This window comes from Serinibacter arcticus (genome assembly GCF_003121705.1).
Classification (GTDB): domain Bacteria; phylum Actinomycetota; class Actinomycetes; order Actinomycetales; family Beutenbergiaceae; genus Litorihabitans.
The window spans coordinates 3,775,881-3,790,304 of sequence record NZ_PYHR01000002.1 but is presented as its reverse complement, the minus strand read 5'-3'; the positions used below and the strand labels follow the sequence as shown (position 1 = coordinate 3,790,304).

The 14,424-nt window shown below is 68.8% G+C and carries 18 protein-coding genes; 13 read left to right on the top strand and 5 right to left on the bottom strand.

The genetic code is table 11. The features are described from left to right. Positions 1–3: 3 nt before the first annotated feature. Together C8046_RS16860 and C8046_RS16855 are read left to right on the top strand one after the other, a co-directional pair. The gene (locus C8046_RS16860) at positions 4–696 is read left to right on the top strand and encodes a DUF6994 family protein (RefSeq protein WP_235866375.1); all 693 of its coding nucleotides are present in this window, start codon (positions 4–6) and stop codon (positions 694–696) included. A gap of 106 nt (positions 697–802) precedes the next feature. Beyond that, positions 803–2,014, top strand: coding sequence for a N(5)-(carboxyethyl)ornithine synthase (locus C8046_RS16855; protein WP_109230445.1), 1,212 nt, complete (start codon positions 803–805; stop codon positions 2,012–2,014). Between the two features lie 74 nt (positions 2,015–2,088). On the opposite strand, the gene C8046_RS16850 is transcribed toward C8046_RS16855, so the two are convergent. Both C8046_RS16850 and C8046_RS16845 read right to left on the bottom strand, forming a co-directional pair. Continuing rightward, positions 2,089–2,808 (bottom strand): 4a-hydroxytetrahydrobiopterin dehydratase, encoded by a 720-nt coding sequence (locus tag C8046_RS16850; protein WP_109230444.1) that lies wholly within the window; start codon positions 2,806–2,808, stop codon positions 2,089–2,091. 60 nt (positions 2,809–2,868) lie between these two features. After that, positions 2,869–3,939, bottom strand: a complete 1,071-nt coding sequence (locus C8046_RS16845; RefSeq protein ID WP_109230443.1) for a DUF4241 domain-containing protein — start codon at positions 3,937–3,939, stop codon at positions 2,869–2,871. 107 nt (positions 3,940–4,046) lie between these two features. On the opposite strand from C8046_RS16845, the gene C8046_RS16840 reads away from it, so the two are divergent. The 3 genes from C8046_RS16840 (at position 4,047) to C8046_RS16835 (ending at position 6,002) form a co-directional block, all read left to right on the top strand. Continuing rightward, complete coding sequence (locus C8046_RS16840; RefSeq protein ID WP_158277252.1) at positions 4,047–5,297, top strand: FAD-dependent oxidoreductase; 1,251 nt, start codon at positions 4,047–4,049, stop codon at positions 5,295–5,297. A 133-nt stretch (positions 5,298–5,430) separates the two neighbouring features. After that, positions 5,431–5,637, top strand: coding sequence for a hypothetical protein (locus tag C8046_RS18195; RefSeq protein ID WP_146197203.1), 207 nt, complete (start codon positions 5,431–5,433; stop codon positions 5,635–5,637). Continuing rightward, complete coding sequence (locus tag C8046_RS16835) at positions 5,607–6,002, top strand: hypothetical protein (protein ID WP_109230441.1); 396 nt, start codon at positions 5,607–5,609, stop codon at positions 6,000–6,002. The genes C8046_RS18195 and C8046_RS16835 overlap by 31 nt, the downstream gene beginning before the upstream one ends. Positions 6,003–6,100: 98 nt before the next feature. Here C8046_RS16835 and C8046_RS19830 read toward each other — a convergent pair whose 3' ends face one another. Together C8046_RS19830 and C8046_RS16830 are read right to left on the bottom strand one after the other, a co-directional pair. Then, entirely contained in the window at positions 6,101–6,226 is a 126-nt protein-coding gene (locus C8046_RS19830) for a hypothetical protein (RefSeq protein ID WP_268921378.1), read from the bottom strand. A gap of 13 nt (positions 6,227–6,239) precedes the next feature. Then, positions 6,240–6,815: a hypothetical protein gene (locus tag C8046_RS16830; protein WP_146197202.1), complete on the bottom strand. Its 576-nt coding sequence runs from the start codon at positions 6,813–6,815 to the stop codon at positions 6,240–6,242. Between the two features lie 82 nt (positions 6,816–6,897). On the opposite strand from C8046_RS16830, the gene C8046_RS16825 reads away from it, so the two are divergent. The 7 genes from C8046_RS16825 to C8046_RS16795 all read left to right on the top strand — a co-directional run bounded on the left by C8046_RS16825 (position 6,898) and on the right by C8046_RS16795 (position 11,166). After that, complete coding sequence (locus C8046_RS16825) at positions 6,898–7,224, top strand: hypothetical protein (protein ID WP_109230439.1); 327 nt, start codon at positions 6,898–6,900, stop codon at positions 7,222–7,224. After that, positions 7,221–7,619, top strand: coding sequence for a hypothetical protein (locus tag C8046_RS16820; RefSeq protein WP_109230438.1), 399 nt, complete (start codon positions 7,221–7,223; stop codon positions 7,617–7,619). The genes C8046_RS16825 and C8046_RS16820 overlap by 4 nt, the downstream gene beginning before the upstream one ends. A 42-nt stretch (positions 7,620–7,661) precedes the next feature. Further along, a complete protein-coding gene (locus C8046_RS16815) occupies positions 7,662–8,369 on the top strand; it encodes a histidine phosphatase family protein (protein WP_109230437.1) in 708 nt (235 codons plus the stop codon). Between the two features lie 10 nt (positions 8,370–8,379). After that, complete coding sequence (locus C8046_RS16810; RefSeq protein WP_109230436.1) at positions 8,380–8,931, top strand: DUF3090 domain-containing protein; 552 nt, start codon at positions 8,380–8,382, stop codon at positions 8,929–8,931. After that, positions 8,931–9,698, top strand: coding sequence for an SCO1664 family protein (locus C8046_RS16805; RefSeq protein WP_109230435.1), 768 nt, complete (start codon positions 8,931–8,933; stop codon positions 9,696–9,698). The genes C8046_RS16810 and C8046_RS16805 overlap by 1 nt, the downstream gene beginning before the upstream one ends. Positions 9,699–9,792: 94 nt before the next feature. Next, positions 9,793–10,347 (top strand): endonuclease V, encoded by a 555-nt coding sequence (locus C8046_RS16800; protein WP_235866374.1) that lies wholly within the window; start codon positions 9,793–9,795, stop codon positions 10,345–10,347. Between the two features lie 246 nt (positions 10,348–10,593). Further along, positions 10,594–11,166 (top strand): hypothetical protein, encoded by a 573-nt coding sequence (locus C8046_RS16795; protein WP_146197201.1) that lies wholly within the window; start codon positions 10,594–10,596, stop codon positions 11,164–11,166. A 144-nt stretch (positions 11,167–11,310) separates the two neighbouring features. On the opposite strand, the gene C8046_RS16790 is transcribed toward C8046_RS16795, so the two are convergent. Next, positions 11,311–13,275 (bottom strand): AAA family ATPase, encoded by a 1,965-nt coding sequence (locus C8046_RS16790; protein ID WP_109230433.1) that lies wholly within the window; start codon positions 13,273–13,275, stop codon positions 11,311–11,313. Between the two features lie 371 nt (positions 13,276–13,646). Here C8046_RS16790 and C8046_RS16785 point away from each other — a divergent pair, with 371 nt between their 5' ends. Continuing rightward, entirely contained in the window at positions 13,647–14,204 is a 558-nt protein-coding gene (locus tag C8046_RS16785; RefSeq protein ID WP_109230432.1) for a hypothetical protein, read from the top strand. The last annotated feature ends 220 nt before the right edge of the window (positions 14,205–14,424 follow it).

Below are 14,424 nucleotides of genomic sequence, written 5' to 3'. Positions count from 1 at the left end.
GCCGTGATCGACACCGCCTTCGAGTTCCACTCCGACACGCCATCGGGCAAGGACGCCGACGCCCACAGCCCGACTCTCCGCCGGTACCACCAGCTCCTGTGGAGCAAGCCGTTGCCGAACGGCGATCCGTTCACTCTCACCCCCGAGCCCAGGGGCTACCTGAGCCACCGCTCAGGTCGCGGCACGTTCTTCCTGTCGAGCGACGCGATCACCACCAACCTCCTCGGTCGCGCCTGGCGTGTGATCCAGCGGATCGCCCCGGACGATCGTCCCGAGAACCTCGGCTACACGATAGGAAGCGCCGTGGTGTTCCCCGGTGACAAGATCGACGGCAAGGCGACGATCAACGGAGCTCGCGGATTCCATCCACGCATCGCCGACCGGTTCGATCTGACCCTCGAGTGCATCCGACGTCACTACGCCGGAGGGACCAGTCCGTTGACGGACGCACTCCTCCGCTACGCACGATTCTTCGACCTGTTCGAGACCTTCGACGCCTACACGGAGTTCTTCCTCCTGGACGATCTCGTCCACGCCGAGAGTCGACAGGTCGCGTTCATGCACCCGTTCGACGACTTCCGGACACCCGCGGTGCCCCGGACCGTGGACGAGTACCTCGCCTACGTCCGATCGAGCAACGAGTTCATCCGGGCTCGAAACCGCCGGATCGAGAACTACGTGGCTGGAACCAGCTGACACCTCCGACCACACACGGACCGGTCGTCCCGGAACTGCCCCGTCGCCCCACCCGCGTACAGTCGCGCCAGGAGCTGACCTAGGTTCCCCAATGACGGGAGCCCGGATGACCGGCACCGCTGCACCCTCCCCCGCTCCGACGTCGACGTCGGGGGCCAACGACTCACCGCGACCCCTGCTCACGCTCGGACTGCTCGCACGCTCCTCGATGGAGAACGAGCAGCGCCTCCCGATCCACCCCCACCACCTGGACCGGATCGACCCCGACATCCGCGCGCGGATGATCGTCGAGCACGGGTACGGCTCGGACTTCCAGGTCGAGCCGGGCTACCTCGAGGCCCGCGTGGGCCGGGTCGCGGAGCGCGCCGAGGTGATCGCCGCCGCCGACGTCCTCCTGCTCCCCAAGCCGCAGGCCGCTGACGTCGTCGAGATCCCGGCCGGACGGGTGCTGTGGGGCTGGCCGCACTGCGTCCAGGACGCTGCCATGACGCAGACGGCGATCGACCACCGGCTCACCCTCATCGCCTTCGAGGCCATGAACCACTGGACGAAGAAAGGTCGCTTCAGCCTGCACGTGTTCCACAAGAACAACGAGCTCGCCGGCTACTGCTCGGTGATCCACGCCCTGCGCCTGGTCGGGTCGACGGGTGACTACGGGCCCCGGCTCTCCGCCGTCGTCATCGGGTTCGGCGCGACGGCGCGCGGCGCCGTCACGGCGCTCAAGGCGCACGGCGTGCACGACGTCCAGGTGCTGACCCAGCGCGACGTCGCGGCGGTGGGCTCCCCCATCCACTCCGCCCAGATGACCCAGCTCGACACCGACGGCGGGCCGACCCACCTGAGCAAGGTCTCCACCCCCGACGGCGACGTCCTGCTCCCGGACTTCCTCGCGGCGCACGACATCGTGGTCAACTGCACGCTCCAGGACGTCGAGGCACCGCTGACCTACCTGCGCACCGAGGACCTCGCAGGCTTCGCCCCGGGCAGCCTCGTCGTCGACGTCTCGTGCGACGAGGGCATGGGCTTCGAGTGGGCGGCCCCCACCACGTTCGAGAAGCCGATGTTCACGGTCGGTGGGGGCGTCCACTACTACGCCGTCGACCACACGCCGTCGTACCTGTGGAACTCGGCCACCTGGGAGATCAGCGAGGCGATCCTGCCGTTCCTGCGGACCGTCCTCGAGGGCCCGACGGCGTGGGCCGCCGACGCCACGCTCTCCCGGGCGATCGAGATCCAGGACGGCGTGGTGGCCAACCCGCGCATCCTCACCTTCCAGGGGCGCGAGGCCGCCTACCCGCACGCGCTGACCCGTCGGTAGCGTGCCGCCGTGGGCCGGGGGTCGCAGGCGACGCCGGGCCCCGGGCGACGTTCCCGTCCAGGTCGACGACGAGCTCAGGCCGACGCCACGGCGGACGTGTCCACGCACACGACGACCTGGTTGCCGTCCTGGTCCGCGAGCACGGTGAGCGACGGCACGGCGCTGTCGTCGACGACGCGCCCGCCCGCAGCGACGGCCGCGGCGATCCGCTCGTCCCTGACCTCGGCCGGCAGGTAGATCTCCAGGAGGAACCGGTGGCCCGGCGTCGCGGCGCGATCGGCGTCGGGGGCGGCGTCGTCGAACCACAGGTTCGGCACCCGCCCGGTGGCGTCCCTGACCTCGTCGCTGGGGGTCCCCCGGCCCTGCGCGTCCGCGCCCCCGGTCAGCAGCACGGCCCAGAACGGAGCGATGACCGCCGAGCTCGCCGTGTGGAGGCCCAGCTCCAGGTCGCTGACCGAGGCGGGATCGGCCTCGATCCCGTGGCCGGCGGCAAGCGCGCTGATCCGCCGCGCGAGGTCGACGTCCTTCTGCGTCACCCATCCCACGACGTGCTCGGTGCCCGAGGCGTCGCGGTAGACCGCGTCGTCGGAGACCAGCGTGAGGTCGAGATGAGCGCCGCCCATCGCGACGGTCGGGTGGTGACCGAGCTCGTCACCCGCCTCCGCCACGGCCTCGAGGAGACGCACCCCGGCGCCGAAGTCCTCGATCAGGAACCGGGCGTGGAGTCCCTGGGCGAGCTTGCGCCAGTCGGTGAGATCGGCATCGGCGATCTGCTTGCCCGTCAGCATGTCCATGCGCCGTGACAGTAGTCCTGTCGCGGGCATGGGGCCCGGAACGGTCCGCTCGCCGCGTGCCTACAGGTGCGTCAGCACGCCGTCGTCGTCCTGCGCCACGAGCACCATGCAGTCGACGACGAGCTGGGCCGTCCGACCCTGCTCGTCCACGCCCCAGTAGACGGGGTAGCTGCCGTCGCCGTACCCGGTGTCGAAGGCAATCCCGAGGTCCGTCGCTCCGAGCGGGACCTCCAGGACGGCGGGGCGCGCCGCCGTCGTGAACCGGTCGTAGACCGCCGCCTTGTCACGCCGGGTCATGGCCGCGTAGGCGACGTGGTCGACGATGCAGCCGCAGCCGGCGTCGACGCCGATCACGTGTCCGCCCGCCGGGAGCGACGCCGGGTGCCACGACACGGGGACCCGGTCGCTGAAACGCACCCGCACCGCGGCGTTGCGCCCGAACCCGGTCACGCGGTCGATCGGGTACGTCCCCGGGGCGACGGTGCGGGCGAGCGGCCGGGCGTCGTCGTTGCCGTAGCCGAAGTCCAGGACGGCCAGAACCCCGGTGCTCGTGACGAGCGTGCCGACCTCCGAGACCTCGGTGCGCGTCGTCTCGCCGTCGCGCGGACGGACGACGACGCGCTCGGTGAAGTTGAGGGTCTCGTCCAGCTGCGCCTGCTCGTCGGAGATCGAGCCGAGGGGCGCGTCCTCCGCGACCTGGCCCAGGGACACCGCCACGGTCTGCTCGTCGACGAACCGTTCGACGGGGTCACGAGGGTGGGAGGCGATCGACGCGATCCGCCACTCCCCGCCCTGCTGCCGGAGGGTGTGGTCGCGGAAGCGCCTGAGGCCGGACGTCCCGCGCGTGAGCACGTGGACGGCGTCGCCCTGCCGCTCCGACCGCAGGAACGTCGACGACGCGGGGCCGTACTCGGCGGGACTGCCGAAGGACTGGCCGAGGTCGACGGCGGTGTCGTCGGTGAAGTGGCGCCGCCGAGTCTCGTCCATCAGCGCACGCCAGGCCTCGAATGCCGCCCGCTTGCTTCCGCGCTCCTCGAAGGCCGGGGCCGCGAGCCGCCACTGCCCCTCGAACTCGACCATGAACTGCTGCACCCGCTGCTCCGCGGCGTTCGTCGCGCTCACGTCCGTCATGCCCAGAACGCTACCGGGGCCCTCACCGGCACACGTCGAGTCCCGGAACCGCGGGTTCGACGACTGCGGGAAGGATGGGCTCGAGGCGCGCCCGGGATCGGAGAACGATGCGAATCGCGATCATCGGTGCCGGCGGCGCGGGTCTGACGGCGGCCTGGCTGCTCGAGCAGGAGCACGACGTCGTGCTCCTCGAGCGCGACGTCCGGCTGGGCGGCCACGCCCACACGATCGAGGTCGAGGTCGACGGCGCGCGGGTGCCGGTGGAGGCGGGCTTCCAGTTCTTCGGCACGGGACCCACCTATGCGGTCCTCAACCGCCTGCTCGACGCGCTCCATCTCGAGCGGACGCCGTATCCCGCCACGATGTCGCTCACCACGACGGCGACGGGGAGCACGGTCGCGCTGCCGCCCTGGCGCGGCGGCCCCGTCCGGCGCTCGCTGACGCCCCGCGCTCTGGCCGACGTGATCCGGTTCCGCCGATTCCTCGCCGGTGTCCCCCGTTTTCTCGCCAGCAACGACACCACGACGACGACGCGCGAGTACATCGAGGCGCAGCGCCTCCCCGCGGCGTTCGTCGATCGCTTCCTCCACCCGCTGCTCCTCTCGTTCTGGTGCGTGGAACCGGAGGAGCTGCAGGGCTTCGCGGCGTTCAACACGCTGCATTACCTCGCGGGGGCGGCCGCGGGCGGGTTGCGGCCTCCGCGGCAGGTGGCGCTCGAGGGCGGGCTCCGCACGTACGTGGACGCGCTGGCGCGGGACGTCCAACGCGCCGACGTCCGCACGGGGGTGGGCGTGGAGCGCGTCGAGCGCCACGGGGGCGACCTCGTGGTCCACGACTCCTCGGGCGGGTCGCACACGGTCGACCGCGTCGTCGTCGCCACCAACGCGCGGCAGGCGCTCGCGCTGCTCGGACCGCTGGACGGACTCGAGGAGATGCGGGCGCAGCTCGCACGGTTCGAGTACGTCGACACCAGGATCGCGGTCCACGGCGACACCCGGCTGATGCCCGCGGACCGATCGGCGTGGTCCGTGGTCAACGTGCGGTGGGACGGCGCGCACGCGCAGAACACCGTGTGGGGACCCGGCCACAGCCACGACGTCTTCCGCAGCTGGGTGACGTTCGCCGAGAAGCTGCCGGAGCCGCTCCACCCTGTCGTGACGTACGAGCACGGCAAGGTCACGCCCACCTACTTCGACGCGCAACGACGGCTGGCGGAGGTGCAGGGCGGCGGCGGGGTGTGGCTCGCCGGCCCCTACACGGCGGGTGCGGATTCGCACGAGAGCGCGGTGCGGTCGGCCGTGACTGTCGCGCGGGCGCTCGCACCGGGGAGTGCCCGGTTGGCGGCGCTCGGCGGCTGACCGAACGGTCGCGACGACCGGCGCGGGCCTCGCGGTCGGAACGCTGTGGCGGTGCGGTGAACGTGCTGGACCGATGTCGTGGCAGCGCGGCGGTCGCGGTGCACCGCGCCGCCGTCGTGGTCACGATGGGGAGGTGAGAACCCCGCCCGCGTTCCGGCGCTACCCGTACGCACCGTTCGCGATCGCCGCCTTCGTCGGCGCTCTGGCGTCGATCACGGTCGTCGCCGTCGTGCAGGGGACGGCCATGCTCGGGGCGACGCCGACTGCACCCGCTGTTCCCCACCCCTCGGTGCGCTCGCGTTTCCCGGGATGCTGCTGCTCGTCCTCGGCACCGGGCTGACCGCCTTCTACGTCACGGTCGACCGGTTGCTCGTGCGTCGGGCGCTGCAGCCCCTGACCTGGGCCCAGCGCCGCGGTGGGCTGTGGCGCGGATCTCTCCTCGTGGCGATGATCCTGCCGGCGCTCGTGTTCGTGGCCGCCGTCATCGGGATCCCCCTGGCTGATGCGATGCGCGATCCGCGGATCCCCGAGGAGCTCGTCCAGGGCGAGGACCGACGCGGCGCCGTTCTCGGGGTGACCGTCCTGCTGGTGCTCCTCCTCGGTCCGCCGGTGTTCGCGAGCGGACCGTGGCGCCGGGCGCGCCGTGACCGATGCGAGGTTTCAGGGGCGCCGGATGGAGGTCCTCCCCCGATCCCTCGGGCGTAGCAGGCAGCACCGTGATCGCGGTGTTCAGCGACGTTCCCACCCGTTGCTAGCCGATGTCGTTCACCGGCTCGCACGCTGACGTGGTGACCAACTCACAGTCAGAACAGGCCGAACAACGTTCTGACCAGGATGGCGATGCCCGTGTAGACGAAGAGACCGAGACCGACCACGACAACCAGAAGAAGGACCTTCGCCGGAAGGTCCTTGTACCAGGGCTGATTCATCGCTCGTCTCCCGCTAGAGCCGGACGGTGGCTCGCCCGAAGTGAGGCCCGCCGCATTCTTCGCTGCCGCCGGTGCGCCGCCACCCCGGCGCCACGAGGTCGTCGGTCAGCATCGTGCCGCTGGCGTCGTAGGTGCGGACGGTCACCTCGTCAGGGGCGTGTGACATCAGGGCGAAGGTCCATCGACTCCGGGTCGCCTCGCGTTCGACCCCGACGGAGTCGGCGAGGTCGGACCCGTCCGTGGCGGGCTCGTCCTTGGGGTAGCAGTCCTCGCCGAGGCACAGCTTCATGTCATCGACCCCGGCGCTGTCGCCTTCCAACGTCACCGTCAGCGTGTTGAACCAGCCGATGGCTGGACACACCACGTCGTCCGGCGCCTGCCCCTCGGACGTCGAGGCACACGCCGCCAGGCCCAATCCGCTCAGCACGAGCAGTGCCAGGCCTGCGCCCAGGTGACGGCTGTGTGGCGTTCTCACCCGCCCAGCGTGACCGACTCGGCGCTGCTCCGCCACCGCAGCACCGCGCGTGCCGAAGGGACCCGACCGGTGACACAGCCCAGCCAGGATTGCCCCGACGTGCCCGGGCTTCACGTTGTGGAGGGAATGGGTGGGTCCGCACAGCAGCCGGTGGCACGGCCGGCAATCTCTCACAGTGACTCCTACTGTCATCGACATGTCTGCAGCTCAGTCGCGCGTCTCGACCGCCCGCGGGGTTCTCGGCTTCGCGCTGGTGCTCGGCGCGGCGCTCGTGGTCCTGGCGGTGGCCTACGGGACGGCTCGACTCTCCGACACCCACCACTGCCAGAACGTCGTCCCGGACTGGGCCGGGGCCATGGAGGTCCGCAACTTCCAGATCTTCTGCGCCGACGGCGTCGGCGACCTCGTCCTTGCCTTCGACGGCCGCGGTGCGGGCTACGGGGCGCTGGGCTTCGCCGGACTGCTGCTGGTCCTGGCCTTCGTCAGCCTCAACCCGCGGTGGCGGAGCGAAGGTGACGGATGAGCGGGTTCCCGCGCGCGAGGACGGTCACCGAGGGATACCGCTCTCGGCCGACCGATGACCCCGTCGTCTGGGCTGCGGTGTGCCTTGCTGTCGCTGCCGTCCCGCTGCTGGTCCTGGCCTGGACCCTTGCCTACGGGCCCGCGCTCGGATCGACCATGGGCCAGCTCTGCGCCTCGTCCGAGATTCCGCCCGGCTTCGCACCCGAGAGCCCACGCCACACCGAGACGACGCTGTGGCCGTTGGGCACCTCCTGCGAGTTCGGCAAGGACACCCCCAGCAGCGTCGTCGTTCCCGAGGAGAGCTGGGCCGCCACCATCCCCGGTGTCGCCGGCAGCGCCTTCCTGGTCGCGGCGGCTGGAGCCGGCGTCATGGCCGCCCGCCGTCGTGCGCGCTAGGCAGACCACGGTCGGGACCACCCGGGTCATTAGGCTGACTAGATGGCGACAGTCCTCCTCGTGCGGCACGGCCGCACCACCGCGAACGCCACCGGCCTGCTGGCTGGCCGGGCGTCCGGCGTCGACTTGGACGAGGTCGGGCGCGACCAGGCGACCCTCACCGGAGAACGCCTCGCGGCCATCCCCCTGGTCGCCGTGGTGTCGAGCCCGCTCGAGCGTTGCCGGCAGACCGCCCAGCACATCATCGATCGCCAGGTGGGCAGGCCGGAGGTACCGGTGGAGCCCGACCTCGTCGAGTGCGACTACGGCGCGTGGCAGGGCCGGCCGTTGTCCGAGCTCGCGGCCGAGGACCTGTGGTCGCGGGTGCAGTCGCAGCCCTCGGCCGTCACCTTCCCCGACGGTGAGTCCATGGCAGCCATGCAGGCGCGCTCGGTGGCAGCGATCCGTCGCCACGACGCAGCCGTCGAGGCCAACTACGGGCCCGAGGCCGTGTGGGTCGCCGTCAGCCACGGCGACATCATCAAGTCGATCCTCGCCGACGCGCTCGGCATGCACCTCGACCTGTTCCAACGCATCAACGTGAGCCCGGCCTCGGTCTCCATCGTGCGCTACGGCGCCGGACGGACGAGCGTCCACGCCACGAACACCGACGCGGGCGATCTCTCGTGGCTGGCGAAGGGCATCCGGCCGGGCGAAGCTCCGGTGGGCGGCGGCGCAGGACACGAGCCAACGTCGAGCACGCGCGCCTAGAGTGGTCGATATGGCTCCCCGTGTTCATGAGTTCGACTGGCCCGACCGGGCAGTCATCGGCACCATCGGCCTCCCGGGGGCGCGCACGTTCTACCTCCAGGTGCGCTCCGGCGCACGGCTGGTGAGCATCGCCCTCGAGAAGCAGCAGGCAGCGCTCCTCTCGGAGAAGATCGACGCCATCCTCGACCAGCTCCTCACCATCGAGGGCAACCCCTACAGCGCACCCGTGAGCACACCTCCCGAGCTCGTCGACAACGATCAGCTCGAGGCCGTCTCCGAGCTCTTCCGCTCCGGTGCCATGGGCCTGGGCTGGGACCCGGCCACCGCCCAGGTCGTGATCGAGGCCTACCCCCTCACGGACGGCGATGCCGACGACGTCGAGCTGTCCGACGAGGACCTCGCTGCCGAGACGGACGTGCTGCTGGTGAAGATGCCCGTGGGTGCGGCCCGCGCCTTCGCCAAGCGCACCCGCGAGGTCGTCGGTGCCGGCCGCCCCGCGTGCCCGCTCTGCGGCTACCCCGTGGACCCCGACGGACACACCTGCACCGTCCCCGAGGACTGATGTCCGAGACGGATCTCGTGACCGGCGAGCTGACGCTCACCGGTCGCATCCGGACGGCGTCCAACGCGACGTTCCTCGGCAGCATCGACGACGTGGTCGTCGTCTACAAGCCGATCGCCGGCGAGAGTCCGCTCTGGGACTTTCCCGACGGCACCCTGGCGCACCGGGAGGTGGCGGCCTACCTGGTCTCGCAGGCACTCGGCTGGGGCGTCGTCCCGCAGACGTGGCTGCGCGACGGCCCCCTCGGCGAGGGGATGGTGCAGCTCTGGCAGGACCAGCACCCCGACCACCGTGCCGTCGACCTGGTCGCGTCGGACGACGTGCCGGACGAGGGCTGGCGTCCGGTGCTCGAGGGCCAGGACGAGAACGGGCGGTCGGTCATCCTCGTTCACGAGGACTCGCCGGCGCTGCGACGCATGGCCGTGTTCGACGTCGTGGTCAACAACGCCGACCGCAAGGGCAACCACGTCCTCGCCATGGCTGACGGCCACAGGCACGGTGTGGACCACGGCCTCACCTTCCACAGCGACCACAAGCTGCGGACGATCCTGTGGGGTTGGCTGGGCGAGGAGCTGTCCGACGACGAGCTCGACGGCCTCGCGCGCCTCGGGGAGGGGCTCAACGGCGACCTGGGGCGGGACCTGGCGAAGCTGCTCACCGCCGAGGAGATCGCGTCGCTCGCTGCGCGGTGCTCCGCGCTGCGCTCGACAGGGCGGTTCCCTGGCCCCGCCGGCGACATGCCCGCAGTGCCCTGGCCGCTCTTCTGACGACCCTGCGCCCTGGAATGCAGTCACATCGCCGGTGATCGAGCGTGCCCGAGACGATGAGATTGAGCGACATCGCACTGCCTAGAGTTGCGACGTGACCACCGAGGAAGCCCCGTCGCCGAGGGTGCCGATCGTGGTCGCCGCCGTCGACGTCCACTACGGCGTCAACGGCGGGGCCACCGCCGCTCTCGTCACGTACGCCGACCTCGAGTGCTCGATGCCCCTGACCGAACGTGTGGTCGACGTTGTCGACGTTGCGCCGTACGAACCCGGCGCCCTGTTCAAACGCGAGCTGCCCTGCATCCTCGCCGTCCTCGAAGGGACGTCGAAGCCCAGTCTTCTCGTCGTCGACGGTTATGCCACGCTCGACGCAGCAGGCCGGCCGGGGCTCGGGGCGCATGCTTCGGCAGCACTCGGCGTTCCTGTCATCGGGGTCGCGAAGACGCCGTTCCGGACCGCTACCCATGCCAGCACCGTGACCCGAGGCCGCTCCACGCGGCCTCTTTACGTCACTGCCGCCGGCGGACTCGACAGCGACGGCGCCGCACGCATCGTGGCCGGGATGAGCGGGGATCACCGCATACCGACGGCGCTGGCGCGTGTCGATCGCCTGGCCCGCCGACTCGGTCAACCGGTGGCGCACGCCTGAGACCGGTCGCTGCGCGCCGCCTCCGACACGGGCCGCCGCTGGGAAGCGATCGGTGCAGGACTCAGACGTTGAAGCGGAACTCCACCCAGTTTCGGCACGGGGAAACCACTGTAGACGTGTCGTAAGTCTGCGCGAGACTGGGTGTGTGGCCCGCAAGCAGTATTGTCCAGATTTCGTCCCGTCGTCGCAGGTTGCCGCGTTGCAGGACGCCCTATTGGCTAACGCGGCTGCGGGAAGAGTGCGGCAATGATCGGCGACTCGGTTCCATGGAAGGAGGCGCTCGGTCGGATTGCTGTAGATGTCGAGAGGCGTGCGGGCCAAAAACGATGGACAGACCGTACAGGCTTCCTTGTGGAGCGCGACGTCATGGTCGCGAGCTTTGCCATGCGGAAGCTCCTAGACGCTCCCGGAAAGATCAGCGATGAGGCTCAAGCCGAACGCGTGCAGGTGGTCTCGCATCCTCCCGCAGGACAGCAGCCGGACTTCTGGAGCCGCCACGAGTTCTGGGAGATGTTCGACCTCGACCAGGGCGACCACGAGCGGATCTCGGTTCGTGAACTGTGCAACCGCGTCATCCACAGCGTCGTTTTCTCGTTCAACGGAAGCGAAGAACCGCCGCACCGGCTCGACGGGATTTTCGTCGCATCCGACTGGAGCAGCAGGAAGTCCTTGACGTACATCGAAGTCGCCGAACTGGTCCGCGTACTTCGGATCTATGCCATAGACGACATCGTCTACGTGGCGATGCAACGTGATTCAGACGGCAGAATGCAGGTCACCAAAGCGTCTCGCGAGCAGCCTCCCGACCCTGTGCGCTAAACGCGAAGACGCCAGAGGTTCAGTTCGAGAAACAGAACTCGACAACATTACGCCGCTCGCAAACGAGCGCGCACTCGAAGTCTCTCCGGGCACATACCCCCGCCAGCAGCCTCGATTCAGCGGCAGCAGCGAGGGTCCGTGACGTTAGGGGTGCGTCGCGTTGATTCTCCTCGCGAGGGCCTCGAAATTATCGAGCGTTGATGCGGACAGCGCGTCCACGCGGGCGGGATCGCGGAGCAGTAGCTCAGCCGGCCGCCAATGGTCGAATTTAGACTCTCCCGCAGACTCCAGCCGCTTCAGGATGCGGTCGTGGTACTGAGGCAAGGTCTCGAGTGCGACAGCCCTCGTAAGCGCCTCGTTGTAGAGCGCGAGGTAGTCCTCTACCGCGAAGAGGTCCTCGATATCGGCGTGATTCTGCTTGAGCACCGCGCTGACGAGAACCACTCGGCTGCTGTCAATCTTGTTCGCGCTCATCGCCGCCTCAACCTTGCCTGCTCCCTCGACACCCGAGTCAAGCAGCACCGTGACAGAAACCTTCCGGCCGAGGAGTGAGACAAAAGTCGGCACGTTCGAGGAGCCACCGGCGGGGAGGATGCGCCAGCGCTCGTCGAGCCCTTCCCGGCCCACCTTCCGGAGGGCGCGACTGAGAAGATCGAGATACGCGAGGTCCGACGGCCCCTCGACGAGAAGGTTCCGCTCGCCGATAAATAGGTTCTGACTGAGGTCGTAGCCGAGCGCGGCCTGCAACGGGAATGCGCTGTCCTCACCCACCTCCAACGCGTCGGAGGAGGTGACCGACCCGACGTCCTCACCGCGATCCTCGACCACGCGAACGCGCTCGATCTGGTCAACCATGAACGGCGAGTGGGTCGTGTAAATAACCTGACCTGCCGGTGCGAGACGCTCGTTGATGAATCGCAGGAAGTCCCGCTGCGCCTTGGCGTGGAGAGTGAGGCCAGGTTCGTCAAGCAGAATAACCACGTCCCCAACCCGACTCTCGAACTCGCTGAAGGCGGCTAGGAACGAGAAGAACCACCTATAACCGGACGAGCGGCGAGAGAAATTGTTGGTGAAGTCGTGCTTACGGTCCTCGACTCGAAAGTTGAGGTAACGGACGACGCTACGTTGACCGCGCGCGTCCGAAACCGTCTCAGGCTCCGTCATGATCTTGATGCGGAGCTCGGGGTTAGTGCTCCAGTAGGCCTTCATCTCCCTGGACAAGTCATTTGAAACCGACTCCAATTCTGCCGTGCTCGACTCGAAACTCGAGTCGGCCATCGCGTTGACGTCGGTGTTCGCAAGCTTCAAGAGAGCACGAGCTGTCTGCTGAGGAGATGCACCTGGCTGCTCGTCGACATCTGCCTTCAGCGTTGACACATCGACGCGCCCCTCGAGGCTCTGGTAGTCCGAGAACAGGAAGAACTTCGGGATACGCGCCAGGACGACCGAGCTCGCCACGGACGCGAGGTCTCCGGTACCGACGACCGCGGTGATTCGCGCGAGCACTTCCTTTGCGCTTGTGCCGAGCGCCGGGGCGGGGGACGCCTGACCTGCTGCTTCGACTTCTGCTCCTGCAGAAGCTATTTCGGCAGCAGCACGGCTAGCGGCATCGATTTCTTCTTCGGCCAGTGCTTGTAGCGCAGCGCGCAGGGACGTGACGGACTCGTGATGCTCAGCCAGGGCGTGCGCGTGTAGGTGCCCGTCGAGAACGTTCTCGAGGAATCGAGCCTCGTTCACGTCGATGCACGCCCACGTCTCACCGCTGTACCGGCGACCGACGATCGCGCTTTCGGCAGTTACAACACCCTCGCCGACGGCCTTCGCGAGGGCGTCGCGATCGGCTTGGTCCAGGTAGAAGGTCGCTTTGATGGGCGAGACCTGTGAGAGGTCCTCACTACGGCTGTCACGACTCCGTCTCCAGCGGGGGTAGTCCTCAAGCTCCGCGAAGTCATCGCCGTAGACTGGATTCAACCGGTAGAGCGCGTCCATCATCGTGGACTTCCCGGACTCGTTCATCCCGACGAGGGTCGTGACGTCATCCTCTACGACCACCTCGGTCGAGTCCAGCACGTTCTTGTATCGCAACACCTGGAACGATGACAGCCGCATCACGCCTCCTCACGCCTCGAAGATCAACGTCACCGACCTTAACGGGGCGTCTGGACACCTGAAGGCGAGGGCCCGCTACGGAGCGTCGCACTCGCTAGCTTTTCACGGTGGCATCCGCGGGCGTCCTGGCCCCTCCGCGCCGACGAGGACAGGGTCGTACCTCTGGGTAGCAACGTTGTAGAGCGGCACCTTGACCTTGCCGCCCCCCGTTTGGCCGATGCTATCCGGGGCCCCAGCGGCTCGACGCATGACTTGACTGTGCCAACTTGATGCATCGGCCGCGTCGCCGTCGGGCAGCTGCCCGGCTCAACCGATCCTGCGCACTGTTCGCACGCCGGCTCATTGTCAGTCCCGCAACCTAGCCTGTGCCCATGACACAGGACGAAGAGGAGTTCGACCCCGAGTTGGTCGACGTCAGTGTTCGGATCGAGCGCGAAGGCCAAGACGGGTACAACGCTCTGCGATCGTTGTGGGTCGAGATCACCTACGACGACGATGATGCCGACGGCCCAAAGCCGATCGGCGGCATGAACGGGTGGATCACCCTCAACCCGGACTCACCGGATCTGGCCGATGCCGGCGACTGCGTCGGCCACGATGCCATGGTGCTGACGGCTGCCGCCGCGGCGATCTCCCAGAAGCACTCCCGCTACTGGCTAGGGCTCCTCATCGACAGGTTCTGGCTCGATGAGACCTGGCGCGGTCGAAGGCTGACCGGCCGAATCGTCGACCAGGTGCTCGACCTGCTGCAGCGCGATCGGGACGAAGCCGTCGTAGTGCTCGTGCCGGAGCCGCAGCAGCTGGGCGGAGGTGGACCCTACCCAGACGGTCCCGAGCGAGACCAGGCCAAGGCGCGACTCGAGGCTGCCTACAAGACAGCCGGATTCCGACGGTGGAAAAAGTCGTCGGTGTGGTGGCTCGCCAAGTAGCGAGTAGTACTGAAGCCCTCACGAGATCGTCGCCGGCACTCCAAGCGGTGGGGCCAGGGCCCGTGCGGTGGAGGCCGTGGTTCTACGCCCGTCCACGTCGTGATCGCGACCATCGCACGGCTATCGCCCCACTACCTGACTTTGCGGGAGCGGGCCGACCTGCTGCGAATCGAGGTAGCCACCGCGCCGCAGCCTCTGGTCAGCGGGCCGATCCCGGTGG